This is a genomic window from Bradyrhizobium sp. STM 3557, from assembly GCF_045571465.1.
Lineage (GTDB): Bacteria > Pseudomonadota > Alphaproteobacteria > Rhizobiales > Xanthobacteraceae > Bradyrhizobium.
In genome coordinates this window covers 4,282,638-4,304,346 of the sequence record NZ_CP120697.1, presented here as the reverse complement: position 1 = coordinate 4,304,346, position 21,709 = coordinate 4,282,638, and the positions used below count along the sequence as shown (strand labels likewise).

The 21,709-nt window shown below is 64.8% G+C and carries 16 protein-coding genes; 7 read left to right on the top strand and 9 right to left on the bottom strand.

Annotated features, from left to right (window positions below; translation table 11 throughout):
• Nucleotides 1-186: 186 nt before the first annotated feature.
• From P6U24_RS19540 to P6U24_RS19530, 3 genes are all read right to left on the bottom strand, one after another.
• Nucleotides 187-969 (bottom strand): DUF1236 domain-containing protein, encoded by a 783-nt coding sequence (locus P6U24_RS19540; RefSeq protein ID WP_407154155.1) that lies wholly within the window; start codon nucleotides 967-969, stop codon nucleotides 187-189.
• Nucleotides 970-1,163: 194 nt separating this feature from the next.
• Nucleotides 1,164-1,925: a DsbA family protein gene (locus P6U24_RS19535; RefSeq protein ID WP_407154154.1), complete on the bottom strand. Its 762-nt coding sequence runs from the start codon at nucleotides 1,923-1,925 to the stop codon at nucleotides 1,164-1,166.
• 101 nt (nucleotides 1,926-2,026) lie between these two features.
• Nucleotides 2,027-3,427, bottom strand: coding sequence for a M48 family metalloprotease (locus tag P6U24_RS19530; RefSeq protein WP_407154153.1), 1,401 nt, complete (start codon nucleotides 3,425-3,427; stop codon nucleotides 2,027-2,029).
• A 151-nt stretch (nucleotides 3,428-3,578) separates the two neighbouring features.
• Between P6U24_RS19530 and P6U24_RS19525 the strand changes: the two genes are divergently transcribed.
• Together P6U24_RS19525 and dctA are read left to right on the top strand one after the other, a co-directional pair.
• The gene (locus tag P6U24_RS19525; RefSeq protein WP_407154152.1) at nucleotides 3,579-4,778 is read left to right on the top strand and encodes a pyridoxal phosphate-dependent aminotransferase; all 1,200 of its coding nucleotides are present in this window, start codon (nucleotides 3,579-3,581) and stop codon (nucleotides 4,776-4,778) included.
• A gap of 122 nt (nucleotides 4,779-4,900) precedes the next feature.
• Entirely contained in the window at nucleotides 4,901-6,238 is a 1,338-nt protein-coding gene (gene dctA, locus P6U24_RS19520) for a C4-dicarboxylate transporter DctA (protein ID WP_407154151.1), read from the top strand.
• A gap of 103 nt (nucleotides 6,239-6,341) precedes the next feature.
• Here the strand turns inward: dctA and P6U24_RS19515 are convergent, their stop codons facing one another.
• Complete coding sequence (locus tag P6U24_RS19515; RefSeq protein WP_407154150.1) at nucleotides 6,342-9,548, bottom strand: Rne/Rng family ribonuclease; 3,207 nt, start codon at nucleotides 9,546-9,548, stop codon at nucleotides 6,342-6,344.
• 795 nt (nucleotides 9,549-10,343) lie between these two features.
• On the opposite strand from P6U24_RS19515, the gene P6U24_RS19510 reads away from it, so the two are divergent.
• The 4 genes from P6U24_RS19510 (at nucleotide 10,344) to P6U24_RS19495 (ending at nucleotide 16,514) form a co-directional block, all read left to right on the top strand.
• Nucleotides 10,344-11,666 carry an N-acetylmuramoyl-L-alanine amidase gene (locus P6U24_RS19510; protein WP_407160519.1) on the top strand — a complete coding sequence of 441 codons (1,323 nt, stop codon included), beginning with the start codon at nucleotides 10,344-10,346 and terminating at the stop codon, nucleotides 11,664-11,666.
• A gap of 218 nt (nucleotides 11,667-11,884) precedes the next feature.
• Nucleotides 11,885-14,386, top strand: coding sequence for a penicillin-binding protein 1A (locus tag P6U24_RS19505; protein ID WP_407154149.1), 2,502 nt, complete (start codon nucleotides 11,885-11,887; stop codon nucleotides 14,384-14,386).
• Between the two features lie 120 nt (nucleotides 14,387-14,506).
• Nucleotides 14,507-15,638, top strand: a protein-coding gene (gene prfB, locus P6U24_RS19500) for a peptide chain release factor 2 (RefSeq protein ID WP_407154148.1) whose coding sequence is annotated in 2 segments (ribosomal slippage) — nucleotides 14,507-14,575 and nucleotides 14,577-15,638 — 1,131 coding nt in all. Because the reading frame shifts where the segments join, the coding sequence is not laid out codon by codon here.
• A complete protein-coding gene (locus P6U24_RS19495; RefSeq protein ID WP_407154147.1) occupies nucleotides 15,639-16,514 on the top strand; it encodes an NAD(P)-dependent oxidoreductase in 876 nt (291 codons plus the stop codon). It begins immediately after the preceding gene.
• On the opposite strand, the gene P6U24_RS19490 is transcribed toward P6U24_RS19495, so the two are convergent.
• The 4 genes from P6U24_RS19490 to P6U24_RS19475 all read right to left on the bottom strand — a co-directional run bounded on the left by P6U24_RS19490 (nucleotide 16,511) and on the right by P6U24_RS19475 (nucleotide 20,529).
• A complete protein-coding gene (locus P6U24_RS19490; protein WP_407154146.1) occupies nucleotides 16,511-18,694 on the bottom strand; it encodes a carbamoyltransferase C-terminal domain-containing protein in 2,184 nt (727 codons plus the stop codon). The two genes, P6U24_RS19495 and P6U24_RS19490, sit on opposite strands and share 4 nt — an antisense overlap.
• 14 nt (nucleotides 18,695-18,708) lie before the next feature.
• Nucleotides 18,709-19,344 carry a uracil phosphoribosyltransferase gene (gene upp, locus P6U24_RS19485; protein WP_407154145.1) on the bottom strand — a complete coding sequence of 212 codons (636 nt, stop codon included), beginning with the start codon at nucleotides 19,342-19,344 and terminating at the stop codon, nucleotides 18,709-18,711.
• Between the two features lie 141 nt (nucleotides 19,345-19,485).
• Nucleotides 19,486-20,001, bottom strand: coding sequence for a cytochrome P460 family protein (locus P6U24_RS19480; RefSeq protein ID WP_407154144.1), 516 nt, complete (start codon nucleotides 19,999-20,001; stop codon nucleotides 19,486-19,488).
• 162 nt (nucleotides 20,002-20,163) lie between these two features.
• Entirely contained in the window at nucleotides 20,164-20,529 is a 366-nt protein-coding gene (locus P6U24_RS19475) for a hypothetical protein (RefSeq protein WP_407154143.1), read from the bottom strand.
• A gap of 183 nt (nucleotides 20,530-20,712) precedes the next feature.
• On the opposite strand from P6U24_RS19475, the gene P6U24_RS19470 reads away from it, so the two are divergent.
• A complete protein-coding gene (locus tag P6U24_RS19470) occupies nucleotides 20,713-20,901 on the top strand; it encodes a hypothetical protein (protein WP_407160518.1) in 189 nt (62 codons plus the stop codon).
• 45 nt (nucleotides 20,902-20,946) lie between these two features.
• Here P6U24_RS19470 and P6U24_RS19465 read toward each other — a convergent pair whose 3' ends face one another.
• Complete coding sequence (locus tag P6U24_RS19465) at nucleotides 20,947-21,564, bottom strand: TetR/AcrR family transcriptional regulator (RefSeq protein ID WP_407154142.1); 618 nt, start codon at nucleotides 21,562-21,564, stop codon at nucleotides 20,947-20,949.
• Between the last annotated feature and the right edge of the window lie 145 nt (nucleotides 21,565-21,709).

The following is a 21,709-nucleotide window of genomic DNA, read 5'->3' as shown; positions in this document are numbered from 1 at the left end:
ACTGCGAAGGGGAAGTCTTTCGCACGGCAAGATGTTGCCGCAATTGGCTCGCGCGGCGGGCGAAGGACCGCATGCAAGTCACGGAAATCCCTCATCAACCAGCGGAGTGGGCCGAGCCGGGCGAGACGGCCGACGCAAAAAGGGCGGGCATTGCTGCCCGCCCTTGGCGATCAAGCCTTGTCGGCGTCAGGCGTTGAGGACCGCGACGATCTCGTACGTGTTCGGATCGATGATCACGATCTCGTCCCGCACCAGGATGAAATTGTAACCACGCCACTCGGGGTAGATGGTCACGACGTCTGCCGGGAGCGGATGGAACTGCACGTCACGCGGCACGCGGGTGCCGACCGAGATGTTGAAGTTCACATTGGTCACCGGCGAGACGTGCTGGCTGCGGATCACGCTGGTGATCTTGGTGCGCTGCTCGGTGGAGAGCTTGGCGCCGGCGCCGGCCTGGCCCGTCGTGGTCTGCGAACGCTCGGTGCCGCTCTTGGTCTCAGCGTTCATGTTGCTGTTGGTCCGGCCTTCACGGTTCTCGGCATTCGCGCCGCTCTTATCCTGCCGGCCTTCAGCCTTCATGTTGCTGCGGTCTTCGCGACCCTCGGCCTTCATGTCCTTGGCGCCGCCCTTGCCCTCGCGTTCAGAGGCCATGCCCTTCGACTTCTGACCCTCCTCGGCGCGCTCATTCTTCATGGCGCCGGATTTCGGCTCGGACTGGCTCTGCTTCATATCGGACGTGCCGGTGCCCTGCGACGGACCAGCGCTATCGCGGTTCATTGTCGCGCCGCCGCCCGCGCCCGCGCCACCTGCCGACGTGCCGGCGCCACCCGCCGCGCCACCGCCAGCGCTGTTGTGCATTGCCGCGCCGCCGGACTCGTGGCCCGCGCCGCCCGCGCCTTGCGCATTCGCATAACCGGCGCCGGCAATCAGCGCGATCGCAGCCACCGAAACCATCAAGCGGTTCGTCATCTCTACTCCTCCTCACAATATCTGCATTGCCCGCGCGAACAACTGCAGGGGGTTGCAGATGTTCCAGCGCAGGGGGAGGTTCCCTGATTTTGTTGAGTGTTATGAACGGCTGCTCATCAAGCTGAATGAAAGCAAAAGGGCCGGCGTTGCCGCCAGCCCTTGAAGCAGTTCTCTCGCTCGCGGCTTGTGCGCGATCAGCAGGTCGCTTTGCCGCAGCGCGCGTTGCTGATCTTCTCCTTGAGCCCTTCGACGCCGACGGCACCGACAACGATCTGCTTGCCGATCACGTAGCTCGGCGTGCCGTTCATGCCCATCTCTTCGGCGAGCTTGAAGTTCTCCTCGATCGTCGCCTTGGCCTCGGGGCTTGCCATGTCCTTCTCGAGCTTCGCCATGTCGAGGCCGAGATCCTTGGCGACTGCGAGTGCGCGGGCCTTGTCGGCCGGACCGCGGCCGCCGAGCAGCTTCTGATGGAAGTCGAGATATTTCTGCGGCGCCTGCATGCGCACGGCCACCGCGACCTGGGCCGCTTCGACCGAGCCCTGGCTCAGCACCGGAAATTCCTTGAGCACGACCTTGAGCTTGGGATCGATTTTCATGAGGTCGAGCATGTCGGCCATCGCGCGTTTGCAGTAGCCGCAATTGTAGTCGAAGAACTCGACAAAGGTGACGTCGCCCTCCTTGTTGCCGAGCACGACGCCGCGCGGCGAGTTGAAGATGGTCTCGGCGTTCTGCGCGATGCTGGCCTCATGCTTGGCGGCTTCGGCGGCAGTCTGGCGCTTCTGCAGTTCGACCATCGCTTCCTCGAGCACCTCCGGATGCGACACCAGATAGTTCTTGATGATGATCTCGATCTCGCCGCGCTGGCCGTCGCTGAAGCTCTCGGCCGACGCAGCCCAGGGCGCACCGCAGAGCGCGAGTGCGAGAGCTGCGGAAAGGAGCGGGCGGAATAACGGCATGGAAGAAATCCTCTTCGGTCAAGCGTTGGGTTCGTGTCGGGCGTCGAAACAACCGGTGAACGGGTCCGGCTGCCTGTGGACCGGCGCAGTGCCGGCGCCGGTCAGTTCGTCTTCATCGGCTTTGCCGCGACGATGTCGTCTGCCTTGACCCAGCCGGGCGAACCAATGGCAAACCGCGTCTTGGCGCGGGAGGCGAGCTCGCGTGCCGTCTTGTTGTCGCCGCGAAGGAAGGCGGCCTGTGCCGATGCGAGATCAGCCTCGGCATAGTCGCCCTTCTTGCCATAGGCCATCGCAAGCTGGGTGTAGCCGAGCGGCGCCTCGGTCTCGCGCGCCACGGCGGTGCGTAGGATCGTGATGGCCTCGTCGGTGTAGGCCTTATTATCCGTAGCGACCAAGGCCTGCCCAAGTAACATCTCGATGAGCGGTGCGCTACCGGAGATCGCGACCGCCTTGCGCAGCGGAGCGATTGCCTCCGCCGGCCGGCCGCCCTCGAGCAACGCCTGGCCGCGCAGCTCGTAGAAATACGGGTTATTGGGCTGCTGCTGGATCAGCGCGTCGATCTGGACCAGCGCGCTGCGCAGGTCGCCATGGAGATAGGTCGAGATGGCATGGGCATAGCGCGCCGGCATGCTGGTGTCGGAGATCGGATAGCGCCGATTGACGGTATCCGGACGATCCATGAAGGCCGAAATCTTGGCGCGGACCATATCATGGCGCATCTGCAGGGACGAATCGTCCTTCTTGTCCCAATAGGGGCTCGAATGGGCGAATTCCTCCAGTGCGGCGACGCGATCGGCCGGCATCGGATGCGATTGCAGATAGGGATCGGCGCCGCGAGCTGCGAACAGGCTCTCGTTGGTGAAGCGCTTGAAGGTCTCGTACATGCCCTTGGGCGACTGACCGGTGGCCGTGAGAAATTTGACGCCGGCGCGGTCGGCATTCTCCTCCTGCTGGCGCTGGTAGGACAGCAGCGAGCGGCGGACCATTTCTTGCGGTCCCGCCAGCGCGGCAGCGCCGGCATTGGCTAGGCCGCTGCCGCCGCCACCCGTGCTCGCACCCGCGACAAGCGCGCCGGCGCCCAACAGGGAGGTGATGATCATCATGGTCTGCGCATTGGCGAGCTGCTGGCGGAGCTTGGAGAGATGCCCGCCGGCCAGATGGCCGGTCTCGTGCGCGAGCACTCCGATCAGCTGGTTCGGGGTCTCGGACTGCATGATGGCGCCGTAGTTCACGAAGATGCGGTGGCCGTCGGCAACGAAAGCGTTGAAGGAGCTGTCGTTGATGATGACCATCTGGATGTTCTGCTTCTCCAGCCCGGCGGCGCGCAGGATTGGCCTTGTATATTCACGGAGCAGGGCTTCGGACTCGGTGTCGCGCAGGATGGGCGGACCCTTGTTCTGTTGCGCGGCCACGGGCGGGGCTGAGGCAAGAACGAGGGCCGTACTCGCCAGGACCGCAAGCGGACCCGACAGTTTCTTGCGAAGCACGGTGCGGAACAGCATTTTGGGCGATCTTTGCAATTGGCGCGCGGCTCGATACGGGCTATTGGCCCAACAATCCGTGGAATGCGGCCAGTCTGGGGCACGCGATGTCGGCAGACCGAGAGGCCAAGACGGACAACCCCCGGGGCGACCGGCTCAATAGCAGATATCGATGGGCGACGCGACATTGAGAGAAGCGATGGAACGCGGGATCGGCGTGCTCACGGCGCCGTCGAATCGCAGCAATGTTCCGCCATTCATGGTGATGGACGTGATGGCGGCGGCCGAGCGGATCGAGGCCGCAGGTGGGCGGGTCATCCATATGGAGGTCGGCCAGCCGGCGGCCCCCGCACCACGATCGGCAATTGCCGCGGCGCATGCGGCGCTGGAGCAGGCCCGGATCGATTACACCTCGGCGCTGGGCATGGCCTCGCTGCGCGAGCGCATCTCCCGCCACTATCGTGACACCCATGGCTGCGCTGTGGATCCCGGCCGGATCGTGGTCACAACCGGCTCATCCGCCGCCTTCATCCTGGCGTTCCTGGCCATGTTCGAACCGGGCGACCGCGTCGCCGTGACCGTGCCCGGCTATCCGCCTTACAGGCACATACTGACCGCGCTCGGCTGCGAGCCGGTGCTGATCGAGACCACCAGCGAAACGCGCCACGCGCTGACTGGCGAGGCGCTGCTGGCTGCGCATCGCAAGACACCGCTGAAGGGCGTTTTGGTCGCGAGTCCGGCCAATCCGACCGGCACCATGATGTCGAAAGCGGCGCTGGCTGGCGTGATCGGGGCAGCCCATGACGCCGGGATCCGCTTCATCTCCGACGAGATCTATCACGGGCTCGATTACGCCTTCCCGGCGGTGACCGCGGCAGCGCTGTCGCCCGATGCGCTGGTGATCAATTCCTTCTCCAAGTATTTCTGCATGACGGGCTGGCGGATCGGCTGGATGGTCGTGCCCGAAGCGCTGGTCCGTCCGGTCGAGCGGCTGCAGCAAAATCTCGCGATCTCGGTGCCGACCTTGTCCCAGATCGCAGCCGAGGCCGCCTTTGATGGTGCCGCCGAGATGGAGGCGATCAAGCACGGCTATCAGGAGAACCGCCGCATCCTGATCGAGGGGCTACCGAAGGCGGGCTTGACCAAGTTCCTGCCGGCCGATGGCGCATTCTACCTTTACGCCGATGTCTCGGATTTTACCTCCGACAGCTTCGAATTCGCCAAGCGGATGCTGGAGCAAACCCATGTCGCGGCGACACCGGGCGTCGATTTCGATCCCTTTCACGGTCGCCAATTCGTTCGCTTCTCCTATGCACGATCGGCGGACGACATGCGCGAGGCGGTGGCGCGGATCGCCCGCTGGCTTTCCTGACGGGCCTTCGCGACGGCCGCGATCGTCCCATTGACTCCGGCCTCACAATTTGCGTCAGGTGGAAAATATAAGGGCAGGGGGACGACCGGCCCGATAAGCAGAAACAGGAGCAGGAACGGGCCATGGTGGCAGCGACCGAAAGCGGGGCGCACGACGCTCGATCCCAGGCGGCAAAGAAGCCCTGGTATCGAATTCTCTACATCCAGGTGTTGATCGCGATCCTGATCGGCATCGTGGTCGGATGGCTGTGGCCGGGCCTCGCCACCAGCGACTGGGTCAAGGCGCTTGGCGACGGCTTCATCAAGCTGATCAAGATGGTGATCGCGCCGATCATCTTCTGCACCGTGGTGTCGGGCATCGCGCATATCGAGAGCGCCAGCAAGGTTGGCCGGGTCGGCATCAAGGCGCTAGTCTATTTCGAGATCGTTTCGACCTTCGCGCTCGCGATAGGCTTGATCGTCGGCAATCTGGCGCCGATCGGCCACGGCCTGGCCGCCAAGCAGGACGCTGCAGCCGTCGCCAGCTATGTCAAGCAGGCCGAAGCGCAGAAGACGGTCGACTTCCTCCTCAACATCATTCCCGACAGCGTGGTCGGCGCGTTGGCGCGCGGCGACATTCTCCAGGTGCTGCTGTTTGCGATCCTGTTCGGCTTTGCGCTGATGGCGCTTGGCCAGCGCGGTCACCGCCTCCGCGAGATCATCGACGATACCGCGCATGCCGTATTCGGCGTTATTGCGATCGTCATGAAGGCGGCGCCAATCGGCGCGTTCGGCGCCATGGCCTACACGATCGGCAAGTTCGGTCCGTCGGCTCTCGGCGACCTCATCGGCTTGATTGCCGTGTTCTACATCACCGCGGCCTTGTTCGTGGTGATCGTGCTCGGGCTGATCGCCCGCTTCGTCGGCTTCAGCATTTTCAAGTTCATCGCCTACATCAAGGATGAGCTGCTGATCGTGCTGGGCACCTCTTCGTCGGAAAGCGCGCTGCCGCAGTTGATGGAGAAAATGGAGCGGCTCGGCTGCTCCAAGCCGGTCGTGGGTCTCGTGGTTCCGACCGGCTATTCCTTCAACCTGGACGGCACCAACATCTACATGACGTTGGCAACCTTGTTCATTGCGCACGCGCTTGGCGTCGAGCTGACCTTCGGCCAGCAATTGACCATCCTGGTGGTGGCGATGCTGACCTCGAAGGGTGCGAGCGGCGTCACCGGAGCCGGCTTCATCACGCTCGCGGCGACGCTGTCGGTCGTGAGTCCGGCGCTGGTGCCGGGCATGGCGATCGTGTTCTCGATCGACAAGTTCATGAGCGAGGTGCGCGCGCTGACCAACATCACCGGCAACGGCATCGCCACCGTCTTCGTCTCGTGGTGGGAGGGCGAGCTCGACCGCAGCGTGCTGCGGCAGCGGCTCAGCCAGCAGATTGATCCGTCCGACGTGCAGACCGCGATCACGACCGGCTGATCCGCTTCTCTCGCAGCGAACTCAAGCAAAGGAAAAAGAAAAAAAACGCCCGGCCACTCGTCCGGGCGTTTCTGTAGTCGTGTAAGGCTCGCAGGCGAGACGGCTATTCGCCGCCACCGCCGAAGCGGCGCGACCACCATCCGGCGCGTCGGGGCGCGGGCGCCTCGGTTGCCGACGGCTCGGCCGCGGCTGGCGGGGGCGCAGGCGGCGCTGGTTCGGTCTCGCTGACATTGACCGGAGCGGCCGGGGCCGGGGGCCGGGATTCGGTGACGAAGCTGACTTTCTCCCGCACCGTCGACCGGCGCGGCGTCTTCTCGCCTTCGGTCTTGACCTCGACCTGTTCGGCCGCAGCTTCCGGAACCGATGCCGGCGTGCTCTCGCCCTGGGGTTCAGCCGCAGCCTGCGGCTCGGCGGCCGCGGGCGCAATCGATTCGGCATGAACATCGGGCGCCGTGCGATCTGCAACGCTGCCGCCGTCGAAATCGGCCACTGCGATTTCGGCCTCGGATGCCGGCGGGGGCGTCAGTTCGTCGGCAATCGACGCCACGAGCCCGTCATCGGCGCCGCCACGCCGGCGCCGGCCGCCGCGCCGCCCACGCCGCCTCGGCCGACGCTCGCCGCTGCCTTGCTCGGTCGCCTGGTCACCATGGCCGAATGCCGGCTGCTCCTCGGCTTCGTCGTCCTCGGCCTCGCCTTCGTCAGCCGGCAGCTCGGCTGCCTGGCCTGCTTCGAACGGTTGGGCCTCGGTCGCGCTCTCGCCCGCTGCGCCTTCGCGCGCCTCGCCGCTGCCGCGGCCACGGCGGCGACGGCGCCGCTTGCGCCGCGGGCCTTCGCGCTCGCCTTCGCCAGCCGCCTCGTCGGCCAAGGCCTCGGTCTCCTCGGTTTCGACTTCGGATTCGGTCTCGATGTCGAACGGCTCCTCCTCGTCATAGACTTCCTCGGCCGCAAGCGAGGGCGCGGAGGCCTGCGCAACGAGCAGCGCTTTAGCGGCTTCCAGCGTGTGCACCTGCTCGCCGCGATCGATGACGAACGACTGCTGGCCGCTGACGGTCGGGTCGGCGATGACGGCCAGCGCGACCTTGAAGGCGTTCTCGAGATCGCGCAGATGGCCGCGCTTGTGGTTCAGCACATAGAGTGCGACCTCGGTACGGGTGCGGACCACGAGATTGTGGGTCGCCCCCTTCATCAGCGCCTCTTCGAGGCTGCGCAGCAGCTGCAGCGCTACCGAGGACACCGAGCGCACATGACCAGTGCCGCCGCATTGCGGGCAGGGCTCGGTCGAGCTCTCGAGCACGCTGGCCCGGATGCGCTGGCGCGACATCTCCAAGAGACCGAAATGCGAAATGCGGCCGACCTGGATGCGCGCGCGATCCTGCCGCAGGCAGTCGGAGAGCTTGCGCTCGACCGCGCGGTTGTTGCGCTTCTCGTCCATGTCGATGAAATCAATCACGATCAACCCGGCAAGGTCGCGCAGGCGAAGCTGGCGGGCGACCTCCTCAGCGGCTTCGAGATTGGTCTTGAGCGCGGTGTCCTCGATATGATGCTCGCGGGTGGCGCGGCCCGAGTTGACGTCGATCGAGACCAACGCCTCGGTCTGGTTGATGACGATGTAGCCGCCGGAGCGCAGCTGCACGGTCGGCGAGAACATTGCGTCGAGCTGGCTCTCGACGCCCATCCGCGAGAACAGCGGCTGGCCGTCGCGGTACTGTTTCACCGCCCTCACATTGGACGGCATCAGCATTTTCATGAAATCGTGCGCCTCCCGGTAGCCGGCCTCGCCGGCGACCAGGATATCGTCGATCTCCTTATTGTAGAGGTCGCGCAGCGAGCGCTTGATCAGCGAGCCTTCCTCATAGACCAGGGTCGGCGCCTGCGACTTCAACGTCATATCGCGGACCGTTTCCCACAGCCGCAGCAGATATTCGAAATCGCGCTTGATCTCGGGCTTGGTGCGGTTGGCACCCGCGGTGCGCAGGATGACGCCCATGCCCTCGGGCACGTCGAGATCCTGCACCACTTCCTTCAGCCGCGAACGGTCCTGCGCCGAGGTGATCTTGCGGCTGATGCCGCCGCCGCGCGCGGTGTTGGGCATCAGCACGGCATAGCGGCCGGCGAGCGACAGATAGGTCGTCAGCGCCGCGCCCTTGTTGCCGCGCTCTTCCTTGACCACCTGCACCAGCATCACTTGGCGACGCTTGATGACCTCCTGGATCTTGTACTGGCGGCGTGGCCGGAAGGGACGCTCCGGCACTTCCTCCAGCACGTCGTCGCCGCCAACGGATTCGACGACCTCTTCCTCGGCCTCTTCGGCGTCGTCCTCGTCATCGTGCTCGTCGCCATGCGCGATCGCGCCGGTCTCGTCCTGCGGGACGATGGTGACCTCGCTGCCTTCCTGCTCGGCAACGGCTTCGCCTTCCGTTACGGAGTCATGGCCCGGCGCCTCGTCACGATCATGAGCCCCATCGTGACCATGATGGTTGTCGTCATGGTCGTGCGCGTCATCGGCATGAGCGTGCTCGTCATCCTCGTGCTCCTGCGCGGCGACCAGGGCAGGGGCCGGCTCCTCCGAGACGACGGCAGGGGCCTCGGCCGGCTCGCTGGCTACGACAGGCGCAGCCTCGTCGGCAGGCGCAGGATGATCGTGGTCGTGCTGATCGTCATGATGATCGTCGTCATGATGATCACCATCATGGGCGTGTTCATCCCCATGATGGTCGATGTTATCATGATGATCCTCGTCATGGTGCTCGGCATGCGGCTCCTCGCCGCGCGGCGCCTCGCCGAAGCCGTGGGCGTGCTCGCCTTCGTAACCATGAACCTCGGGCGCATGCGCCTCATGGTCCTCAAGCTCGTGGCCCTCATAGCCTTCGAGTTCGTGACCCTCATGGCCGTCGGCCTGCGGCGCGGTCGTTCCGACGATCTCGCTCTGGACCCGCTCGCCGCTGCCGCGGCGGCGTGAGCTGCGATGACGGTTACGGCGGCGATTGGAGCGGTTCTCGCTCTCCTCCTCCGCTTCACGGTGTGCGCGTTCCTCGGCCTCGATCAGGGCCTGACGGTCGGCGACGGGGATCTGATAATAATCCGGATGGATTTCGCTGAAGGCGAGAAAGCCGTGGCGGTTGCCGCCATATTCGACGAAAGCAGCCTGAAGCGACGGTTCGACCCGCGTGACCTTGGCGAGGTAGATATTGCCGCGCAGTTGCTTGCGCTGGGCGGTCTCGAAATCAAATTCCTCGACGCGGTTGCCGCGAACGACAACGACCCGGGTCTCTTCCGGGTGAGTAGCATCGATCAACATCTTGTTGGGCATATTGGAACTCTTGGAGGCGACGGACGCGTTGGGCCGCGAGCGCGTGGCGCGCTGTCGGACGACGCGACGGTCCACCTGATTCGGGGGTGAGGGGAAGGCCTAAACGCACGCGGTTGCGCCGTGCCGAACCCGGTGCCCGCGGCGTCATCGGCCGGGCGAGGGCCTGGCCCCGCTGCGGCACGGATCTCCCGCTGGTCTTGGTCGGCAATACAGTCTGGCGCATCAAGCGTCGGCCCGTCTGGAATACGTGGCGGCCACAAGTGCCGCCTTTATTTCTTCTGCTGAAGGCAGGATCGCGCCGAAACGCTTGCCTTCGATTCGATGCCGCCCCGTCGGGGCCCGGTATCGAGCTGTGCCATGTCCGGCTCGGTTCCCGGGCATTCCTCTGCAACGAGTCACCCTGGCAACCGGCCTCGCTCGGATTGCGAACCGCCTCCATGTTCCGGCCGCGCGATCCGCGCTGGTCGGAGGCGAGAGGCGGATACAGCGCTGGAATTCCTGAGGATGCGACTGTTCGAACCCAAAGGTTTCCGGCGTGGCACCGGGAGGCTGAACGCGACACAACTAGCCGTAAGTATTAGCCTTCAGCCCTCCGTACATACGTGGATTGGGGGGAGGGTGCAAGGGAAGCGTCGCGGGGCCGCAACAATCAACCTATTTAGGCGAAATGCCCGAGTTGGCGGTTAACCACCGGGTTTGGTTGCGGTAAAGAGGCCACGCGGAGGCACGGATTCGTTGACTGGCCGGGCAAATCACCCATTCTTGCTGGGATACGCACTGCTGTGCGTCACGGAAATGTTATGGAGCGGCGGTACCGTGGTCCGCGCGCAAAGCTTGGCGGTTGCGCCCGGGCAACCGCAGGTGCAGTTGCCGGCTCAGGTCCAGGCCTACCCCGTCGCCTCCGATGCGCGACTCGCGGGTGATTCCCGCCAGACCCGCTTCGTGCTCGATCTCGACAAGAGCGTTCAGTTCCGCGCTTTTGTGCTCAGCGACCCCTACCGCGTGGTGGTCGATCTGCCCCAGGTCAGCTTTCACCTGCCGACCGGAGCCGGGACCGGCGGACGCGGCCTCGTCAAGGCATTCCGCTACGGGCTGGTGATGCCGGGCGGCTCCCGGATCGTGTTCGATCTTACCGGGCCTGCCCGTATCGCCAATGCGTCGGTGCTCGATTCGGCCAACGGCCAGCCGCCGCGTCTGGTGCTGGAGCTCGAGGAGGTCGATCAGGCGAGCTTCGCCAAGTCGCTCGGAGCGGATGGTCAGGGGCCACAGTCCACCACACCCGGCGTAACCGTCACCGCGGCGACGCCATCGGGGCCGCCGACGATCCAGCCGCCGCCGACGGCGCTGCCCGCAAATGTCGCGCCGCCGAACGCCGCGCCGGATTCGCGGCCCGTCGTGGTCATCGATCCCGGCCATGGTGGGGTCGATTTTGGCACTCAGTCTGGCGAAATTCCCGAGAAGGATGTCGTGTTGGCATTCGGTCTCACCTTGCGCGACCGGCTGGAACGGACGGGAAAGTACCGGGTGGTGATGACCCGCGCCGACGACACCTTTATCCCGCTGGACGATCGCGTGCGCATCGCGCGCAACCAATCTGCATCGTTGTTCGTCTCGATTCATGCCGATGCGCTGCCGCGCAAGGAGGGCGAGGCGCAGGGCGCGACCATCTATACGCTGTCCGACAAGGCCTCCGACGCCGAGGCCGAACGCCTGGCCGATGCCGAAAACCGCGCGGACTCCATCGCCGGCATCAACCTGACCGACGAGCCGACCGATGTCGCCGATATCCTCATCGACCTGGTCAGGCGGGAAACCCGCACGTTTTCCAACAGGTTCGCGCGCCTGCTGATGAACGACATGAAGTCCGCGACGTCGCTGCACAAGCGACCGCTGAAATCGGCCGGGTTCCGGGTTCTGAAGGCGCCGGACGTGCCGTCGGTCCTGGTCGAGCTCGGTTACACCTCCAACAAGGCGGATATGGAAAACCTGGGCTCGGAAACCTGGCGCTCGCGAACCGCGGAGGCAATGGCGCGCGCGGTCGATTCCTTCCTCGCCAAGCGTGTGGCGACAGCCGCCGGTGAGCGTTCCGAGAAACCGGGTGCGCGCGCAAAGCCCTAGTTTGGCCACAGCAACCGCCCTATAAACTGACCCGCGAGATGCTTGGAATCGGGTGAGATTCTCCCTCGATCAGCTTATGATAAGGGCTTGCAGGATAAGGCCCCTGATGTGGCTTGCGCGGACCTCATTGAGGTTCGCGTGATTTTGATCAAAGGCGTCCCTCGCGGCGCAGCGCGCCCAGCCGAGCGTTGAACAAAAGTTGGAACGGATATTCGCCTATGCGCTTCATCGTGCGGTTTTTGGGCTTCCTGTTTGCCGCCGGCACTGTTGTCTTCCTGGTCGGCGTCGCCGCAGCAGCCGGCCTGATCTGGCACTTCTCCAAGGACCTGCCCGACTACTCGCAATTGCAGGACTATGAGCCGCCGGTGATGACCCGCGTGCATGCGGTCGACGGCTCGCTGGTCGGCGAATATGCCAAAGAACGCAGGCTGTATCTGCCGATCCAGGCCGTTCCCAAGCTGGTCATCAACGCGTTCCTGGCCGCCGAGGACAAGAACTTCTACGAGCATGGTGGCATCGACTACACCGGCATGGCACGCGCCGCCGTCGTATTCGCACAGAATTTCGGCTCCAACCGCCGTCCGCAGGGCGCCTCCACGATCACCCAGCAGGTCGCCAAGAACTTCCTGCTGACCAACGAGGTGTCGTTCACCCGCAAGATCAAGGAAGCGCTGCTCGCGATGCGGATCGAGCGCGCCTATTCCAAGGACAAGATCCTCGAGCTCTATCTGAACGAGATCTATTTGGGTTCGGGCGCCTATGGCGTGGCGGCGGCCTCGCTGGTCTATTTCGACAAGTCGGTCAACGAGCTCACGGTCGCCGAGGCCTCCTATCTCGCCGCGTTGCCGAAGATGCCGGGCAGCCTGCATCCGATCCGCAATCATGACCGCGCGGTCGAGCGGCGCAATTACGTGATCGATCGCCTGCAGGAGAATGGTTGGATCAGCAAGGCCGACGCCGACAAGGCACGCAAGGACCCGCTGACCGTTACGCCCCGCAACAATGGCGCCCACACCTTCGCCGGCGAATATTTTGCCGAGGAGGTGCGTCGCGATCTGTTCGAGCGCTATGGCGAGAAGAAGCTTTATGAGGGCGGGCTGTCGGTCCGCACCACGCTCGATCCGAAGATCCAGGTGATGGCGCGCAAAGCCATGGTCGCCGGCCTTGTGAAATATGACGAGGAGCAGGGCTATCGCGGTCCGGTCGCCAAGCTCGACATTTCCGGCGACTGGGGCGTCAAGCTCGCCGACATCAAGTCGCTGTCCGACATCTCGCCATGGCGCATGGCGGTGGTGCTGGAAACCAGCGACCAGTCGGCGCGAATCGGCTTCCAGCCCGGTCGCGAGCTCGGAGGGGCCATCAGCAAGGAACGGCAAACCGGCCTGATCACGCTTGATGGCGTCAAATGGGCCCGCGCCGCCTCCGGCAATGGGCGCGGCAAGACGCCGACCTCGGTGGCGCAGGTGCTGCAGCCGGGCGATGTGATCTATGCCGACCCGCTGTACAAGGAAGGCAACCCGGTCGAGGGCCAGTACCGGCTGGAGCAGCTGCCGGAAGTGTCGGGCGCCATGGTGGCGATGGACCCGAACACCGGCCGTGTGCTGGCGATGGTCGGCGGCTTCTCGTTCGATCAGAGCCAATTCAATCGCGCGACGCAGGCCTACCGCCAGCCGGGTTCGTCGTTCAAGCCGATCGTCTATTCGTCCGCGCTCGACAACGGCTATACGCCCTCGACCCAGGTGGTCGATGCGCCGATCGAGATTGACCAGGGGCAGGGCGGCGGCGTCTGGCGTCCGGAGAACTTCTCCAACGGCAAGTATCTGGGACCGACAACCTTGCGCAACGCGCTGCGGCTGTCGCTCAACACCGTGACCGTGCGTCTCGCGCAGGACATCGGCATGCCCCTGATCTCCGAATACGCCAAGCGTTTCGGGGTCTATGACGAGCTGCCGAACTATCTATCCTACGCGCTCGGCGCCGGTGAAACCACCGCGATGCGGATGGTGACGGCCTATTCGATGATCGCCAATGGCGGCCGCCGGGTGAAGCCGACTTTGATCGATCGCATCCAGGACCGCTACGGCCACACCATCTTCAAGCACGACGCTCGCGAATGCCGTGGCTGCGATGCGCCAAGTGGGTGGCAGAATCAGTCCGAGCCGCAGCTCGTCGACCGCCGCGAGCAGGTGCTGGACACCATGACCGCTTACCAGATGACATCGATGCTGGAAGGCGTGGTGCAGGCCGGCACGGCCACCGTGCTGAGGGAGGTCGGCAAGCCGATCGCCGGCAAGACCGGTACCACCAACGAGGCCAAGGATGCCTGGTTCGTCGGCTTCTCGCCGGATCTCGCGGTTGCCATCTATATGGGCTACGACAAGCCGCGGCCGCTCGGCCGGGGCAATGCTGCGACCGGCGGCCATCTGGCGGCGCCGATCGCGAAGGACTTCATGAAGCTCGCGCTCGCCGACAAGCCGGCGACGCCGTTCAAGATCCCGGCCGGCATCAAGCTGGTGCGCGTCGACGCCAAGACCGGCATGCGCGCCGGCCCCGGCGATTCCGGCCGCACCATCATGGAAGCATTCAAGCCGGGCACCGCGCCGCCGGACAATTATTCTGTCATTGGCGTGGCGGATGCGGACCGTGGCATGCCGCCGGGTGCACCGCCACCTGATTCCGGCAGCTTCATCATGCGTCCGGGCACCGGCAGCCTCTATTAAGAAGATCGGAACCGCCTGACGCGCTGGCGCGGAGCGATTGCGCTTTGCGCCGCGCGCGGTTACATCCCGATTGAAGATTGTCGCTGCGGTCCTGTCGCGCTGCAGCCTGAAGAGATTGATATGCGCGCCGAAATCGAAAAAATCGTAGAAGAGATCAAGCAGTCGGTCGGGCTGCTGAGGAGGCATCTTTGACGTCGAGACATCGACGGCAAGGCTGGCTGAGCTGAACAAGCTCGCCGAGGATCCCAATCTCTGGAACGACCCCCAAAAGGCTCAGAAGCTGATGCAGGAGCGGACCTCGCTGGAGGATTCGCTGACCGGCATCGGCAAGGTTGAGCGCGAGCTTCAGGACAACATCGATATGATCGAGCTCGGCGAGGCCGAGAACGATGCCGGTGTCGTGGCCGAGGCCGAGAATGCACTCAAGGAGCTGAAGAAGGAGGTCGCGCGCCGCGAGCTCGAGGCGCTGCTGTCGGGCGAGGCCGACCGCTTCGACACCTATCTCGAGGTCCATGCCGGCGCGGGCGGCACCGAAAGCCAGGACTGGGCGCAGATGCTGCTGCGCATGTACACGCGCTGGGCCGAGAAGCACGGCTTCAAGATCGAATATCTTGAGGAATCACAGGGCGAAGAAGCCGGCATCAAGTCGGCAACCATCCAGATCTCAGGCCACAATGCCTATGGCTGGCTGAAGACCGAGGCTGGCGTGCATCGGCTGGTGCGCATCTCGCCCTTCGATTCGAACGCGCGGCGGCACACCTCGTTCTCGTCGGTGCAGATTTTCCCGGTCATCGACGACAGCATCAAGATCGATATCAAGGAGTCGGACGTCCGCACCGACACGATGCGCTCCGGCGGCGCCGGCGGCCAGCACGTCAACAAGACCGAATCGGCGGTGCGTTTGACGCATATCCCGACCGGCGTCGCAGTGGTCTGCCAGGCCGGCCGCTCGCAGCACAAGAACCGGGCGCAAGCCTGGGATATGCTGCGCGCGCGGCTCTACGAGATCGAGCTGAAGAAGCGCGAGGAGAAGGCCGCCGCCGACCAGGCGGCGAAGACCGATATCGGTTGGGGCCACCAGATTCGCTCTTACGTGTTGCAGCCCTATCAGATGGTGAAGGACCTGCGCACGGGCGTGCAGACGTCCGATACGTCAGGGGTGCTTGACGGCGAACTCGACGAGTTCATGGCGGCGACGCTGGCGCAGCGCGCCTTCGGTACGTCAGGCGGGCCGATCGAGGACGTCGACTAGATGCAGCGCGTTGCCTTCATCGGGCTCGGGCGCATGGGCCACGGCATGGCCGGCCGCTATCTCGATGCAGGCTTTGAGGTCTCGGTCTGGAATCGCAGCAAGACCAAGGCGGAGGATCTGATCGCGCGCGGTGCGCGCTGGTCGAGCTCGCCCGGCGACGCCGCGGTCGATGCGGATGCGGTGGTCACCATGGTCGCCGACGATGAGGCCTCGCGCGCAGTATGGCTCGGCGCTGAGGGTGCGGCTGCGACCATGAAAGCCGGAACGCTCGCGATCGAGTGCTCGACGGTCTCCCATGACCACGCGCTGCGCCTGTCGCGCGAGCTCAATGCGCACGGTTTGATCTATATCGACTGCCCGGTCACCGGCTTGCCGGATGCGGCCGCTAGCGGTCGGCTGACCCTGCTGGTCGGAGCCGATGCCGCTGATCTCGAAAGGGCACGGCCGTTTCTTATCCCGCTGAGTACGACGATCCGCCATTTCGGCAAGGTTGGCTCGGGCACCGTCTACAAGCTGATCAACAATCTGATGGGCGCCATTCAGATCGCCGGGATTGCCGAGGGGCTGGCCATCGCCGAGCAGGCCGGCCTCGACATGAAGCTGGTGCTGGAGGCGGTCGAAAGCGGCGTTGCCGCCAGCCCGCAGGTGATCCGGCATTCGAGGCGCATGGTGACGCGCGACTTCTCCGGCGCGACCTTCACCGCCGCGCTCCGGCACAAGGATGCCGCCTACGCGGTCGCGCTTGCCGAGAGCCTGTTGCGCGACAAGCCGATCGTGTCCAGCGCCGCGGTCGAGGCCTATGCAAGGGCCAAGGCAGCCGCGCCCGATGACGACGAGGGCCGGATTATCGAGATCGTGTCGCAGCCGAAATCTTAAGCGCTCGTCCGTCCTTTTCTCCATTCGTCGTACCAACCGCTGAACCGCCCGCTCTTGTGTTCGCCGCCGTGTCGGACAGCGTAAGCCGTGCCGTCGGCAGCGACCATGACCACGGCGTCGAGTCCCTTGCCTCGGCGCAGGGTCTCCACGGCCTGTTGCGGCGTTTGCGCGATCGGGCCCGCGACATTGAACGAGGTGTTGACCGATATCTCGACCCCGACATGACGGCCGAGCGCCTTTAGATAGGCGTAGGTGAGGGGATCGTCGGCCTCGCGCACGATCTGGATGCGGCCGGTGCCATCGGCATGGATCACCGCGGGGATCTTGCCCCGTGCGTGCGGCTTCGCATGCGCCGTCAGCACCATATAGTTATAGGCGTTGTAGTCCGCATCGCACGCGCCGTCCTCGAGTTGGAAATATTCTCGCGCGGCATCGAGCGTTGTCATCGGCGCCAGCGGGCGGATCGCCTCGCGATACTTCACTCGCGCGTTGAGGTGCTCGCGTACGTCGGGATCGCAGGGATTGGCGAGGATCGATCGATGCCCGAGCGCACGCGGGCCGGTCTCGCCGGCGCCCTGGTACAGTGCGATGACGCCGCCTCGCGCGACCATGAAGGCCATCAGGTCGGCGACAGCCGCTCGCCCGTCATCCGATGCAATCTCGCCGATCTGCTCCTCGACGACATCATGGTCGGCAAGCGCCGCCTCGATCTCATCGCGCGCGGGGGGCAGTCCGCAATAGAATGCATGCTTTAGTGCAGGACCACGCGGAGCGCCCGCCAGATGCGCGAAAAGCCACGCTGCGCCGATGGGAACGCCGGGATCGCCGGGCACCGGCGGCACCCACAGATGCAGCCGCGCCTCGCGGCCTTGCGTGCGCGCAAACCACGCTTCGTCGAAATGTTCCAGCAGCCGCATGTTGCCGACCGCATTCAGCGCGACGCCGCCGGTCAGGATCAGCCGGTGCGCGCCGGTCTGTCGCAACAGGTGATCGACGATGTGGATCATCGCATCCTCGAACACGAGCTGCGTGGCAGCCGCTTTGTCGAGCCGGTCCTGCGTATCGGCACGATGAGTGATGTCCTCGACCTGCAGCACGGCATCGGGATTCCAGAGCTGCGATGGCTTCAGGGGCACGCCGAGAATGTCGACCAGGGCAGGGTGATAGGGCTGCTCGAACGGGTCGGCATACCAGTTTGCCAGCGTACGGTTGATGCGAACCTCGCCGTTGTCGCCGAGCACCAGCACATTCTTCAGTCGCGCATAATAGGGATTGCTGGTGCGGTTCATGTCGCCCCATGCTGCCGCCCCCATGTAGCGACCCTCGCAGGACAGCCAGGTCCAGCCGCCTTGAGTCGAGGAGATCACGCTGTAGAACGCGCCGAGCGACTCGAACATGCTGTTGTTGCAGGCGAGCAGGCGCAGCGCGCCGCCGCGGGCTTCGTACAGCGAGACCGAGCCGCGATCACCGGTGCCGTCGAGCACGCCGATGGCGACCGGCTCACTGTCGTCGGCGAAAGGCGAGGCCGCATAGGAGAACCAGGCGTGGTTGTCATGATGCGGCATCAGGATCAGCGGTACGCGCTCGCTCAGTCCGAGCTGCCTGGCCAGGATCTTTGGCGTGCGCGTCATCGCGTCCATGCGACGGGCATCAAAGCCGGCCGCTTGCGTGCTACGCAGCAGTTTCAGGCTCTCAGGTGCTTCCTCCAGCACAGTCCGCGTGAGCGTGCCCGCCAGCGCCGGATAATCCCAGGTCGTCAGCCAGGCGAAGATATCGGAGACGTCGCGTCCCAAGCCGCGCAGCGCAGCCATCATCGCCTCGATGGACTGGCGTGGATATTCCGTGGTGTGCTTGTTGCCGGAGAAGCGCTCCTCCTCGTTGTTGAGGATAAGCCGCGGACCAGTCTCTGGTGTCACCTCCACCAAGGCAACGCCGGAGTTATGCGTGCCAGGCGGCCCGAGTCCTGCGAGATAGAGCGTTTCGCCACGGGCGAGCCGCTCGCGCGCCTCAGCAATGCGGCCGTCGGCAAATGCCGAGCCGAGGCGGTGGAAGCCGGCGCGTGCGAACAGCTTCGTCGTCAGCCATTCCGCAGCGCGACCGCAGGCGGCGCCGAGCCGCGGATGCTTCGGGCCGACGCGTGGCTTCAATTGTGAGGCAAGGTCGGGCACGACGGCAGCCATCGAGTCGCACAGGCCTATTTGGTGCCGAACATCCGGTCGCCGGCGTCGCCAAGGCCCGGGACGATATAGCCGTGATCGTTGAGCCGCTCGTCGATTGCCGCGGTCCAGACCGGGATTTCGGGATGCTCTGCCTGGAAATGCGCGATGCCCTCGGGCGCTGCGAGCAGGCAGACGAAGCGGATGTCGCGGCCGCCACGCGCCTTCAACAGATGGGCGGCGGCGCAGGCCGAGTTGCCGGTCGCCAGCATCGGATCGACCAGGATCACGGTTCGGTCTGTGAGGTCCTGCGGCGCCTTGAAGTAGTATTCGATCGCCTGCAGCGTATCCGGATCGCGGTAGAGCCCGATATGGGCGACGCGGGCCGAGGGCATCAGCGCCAGCATGCCGTCGAGAAAGCCGACGCCGGCGCGCAGGATCGGCGCCAGCGTGAGCTTCTTGCCGGCGATCTTCGGCGCCTTCATCGGTTGCAGCGGCGTCTCGATATCGACCAGCTCGACCGGCAGATCGCGGGTCACCTCGTAGGCGAGCAGCATGCCGATCTCGTTGAGCAGTTCGCGGAATCCTTTGGTCGAGCGGTCGCGCTCACGCATCAGGGTCAGCTTGTGCTGGACCAGGGGATGCAGGACGACGTTGATCTGATGGTGTGCCATCTCCTTGCTCTAGCGGGATCGCCGCACTTGCGCCAGATGATTGCATGGGCATGCCTGCGCAAGCGCGCGGCGCGATCGGGCTCGGACGCACGGAAGGCAATCGGCGGATCGCGCCCTTGGCCAATCCGCCATGTAGACGGGTTACCGCTTGGGATAGCCGGTGAACACGTAGTCCTTTGTCGCCACGATGGTGTGGCAGGCGTAACCGCAATCGGCACCGGTGCCGTTCGGCGCGAAGGCGCCCGAGCTGGTGTCGTAGTCGAACTGCGCGTAGCCCCAGTTGCCGGTGTCGGCAAACCGCTTGCTGTCTCTCACCATGAAATCGACATCGTGTAGATCGCCGGGCACCACGGTCGGCGATGGCGCCTCCGCGCTCTTGATCGCCTTCCAGTGGATTTTCGCCATCTTGGAGCCGTCCGGGAACGCCTTGCCGTTGCCCGGCGCGCCGGCGCGATAGGCCTCGATCATCACGGGATTGGCGAGGATCACCTCGATTGTCTCGTCGGTCTCGCTGACGGCAACGGTCTGCCAGTCCTCGTAACCTTTGAACTCGGCGAAGGCGAGCCCGTTCGGCACCGACAACGTGTATTTGTCCGGTGCGGACACGGCACGGCCGGCGAACGCCGCAAGCCCCGCGGCGACAGTTGCGGCCAGCATGGATGACGTTCTTGAAATGCGCATCTTCCCTCTGCAAATGACGGATGAATTCCGGGGATGCTCGATTGAGCGCTACTGCGCCCCGCGCATGAGGCGGCCGAGACGAATCTGCGCTTCCCGATGGCCGCGATCTTTCAGAATCGCCCGACAGCCGACCCGGCGTCAGGGCGTCACCGAGCGCTGATCCGGCATTGGCATCGGCTTCGAACGGCGCCAGCCTTGGACGTTGACGACGATACCGACAATCAGGAGCGGCACCACGGCGACGATCGACATCATCGGAGAGAGTGGTGCAGGGGTGACGATCTCGAGCACCATTGCGGAAACCATCCACACCGTCGCAAACACCACCGCGAAATCGAGCGTCGGCACCCGCAGCCAATACAGCGCGGCCGAGATCGCGGTCGCCGGAGCAATCGCGGCGCCGACCATATAGACGTTCAATTCCTTCGGCGTCAGCGCGTCGATCAGCATGGACGCCAGCAGCCAAAGACTGACGAACATGATGGCAACGTCGACATGTCTCACGTCCCTGCCTCCGGGAAAAACGAGGTGTGACAATCTGGCACAGCACTTTGTCGACCCAGGCGCGGGAATCGTCAAGGGCAGGCGCGTTCCGGTCCTCGGCCGTCCGGTTTCCCTCCGGAGCTCTCCGCAAGATGCGGGAACCGGGATTACGGAACTTGTGGCATGGGCCTGCGTTATCAGCCCATGCTGGATAACCTTTCAGATCGCACACCCCGAATCCTGACCCCCGAGCAACGCCGCGCGCGCGATGCTGCCCGAAAGGCGGACGCCGAGCAGGCCATGCGCGAGCACGAGGCCGCGCAACGGGCCTTTCATGCCAACCGCGAGCGCCTGAAGGCCGAGCGGCTGGCCCGTGAGGCGAGCGGGAAATAGCCGGCAAATCCGTATCGCAATACCTTGTTCGTGCTGCGAATCTGATCAGTGTGCTGGTGGCCCCGCCAAGGCCGTTCGCGCGCCGTCGAGGAATGACACCACCGCATCCCGCACGATCGCGTCGAGATCGCGTGGGATCGGCGTCTCGTAGATGAATTTGCGGATGGCAAGATAGAAGATGCGGCCGTGCAGGCCCCAAAACATTTCGATCTCGCGCTCGCTGAGCGCATTGGCGCCCACATGCGGCAGACCGAGCTCGTGGCGCAGCTCGACCGCCGCCGCCTCGATGATCTCGCGGCGCACCAGGTCGAGATACCGGCCGGTGATGCCGAAGGACTTCATCCCCGAGAACACGAAGATCCGCACCCAGTTGTATTCGAACACGTGCGCGACATAGCTGAGATAGAAGCCGGTGAGCCGCGCCTCCAGGGGCAGGGTGCGATCCCGGATCAATGTTCCCCACTCGGGCGACCAGCGGCTGAGATAAACCTCCTGATAGACGCGCTCGATCAGCGCCTCCTTGCTCGGAAAGTGCCGATAGATCGCGGAATGCGCGACGCCCATGCGGATTGCGAGCTCGCGGATGTCGCCGTCGAAACCGCGCTCGGCGAAGAAGCGAACCGCTTCGTCGACGATCAGCCGCTCGCGATCGGCCGCGCGCATGTTGCGTCGCCTCGGCGCGGCCTTCTTGGCAGAGGGTTTCCCGGAACGCGGTCTGGTGCCCTTGGCCAGTCGGCGAGGCGCTCGTCCCGCCCGCTTCTTCTGCAATGTGCGCTTTGTCGTTCTGGGCATGATCGTCCGGATCGCA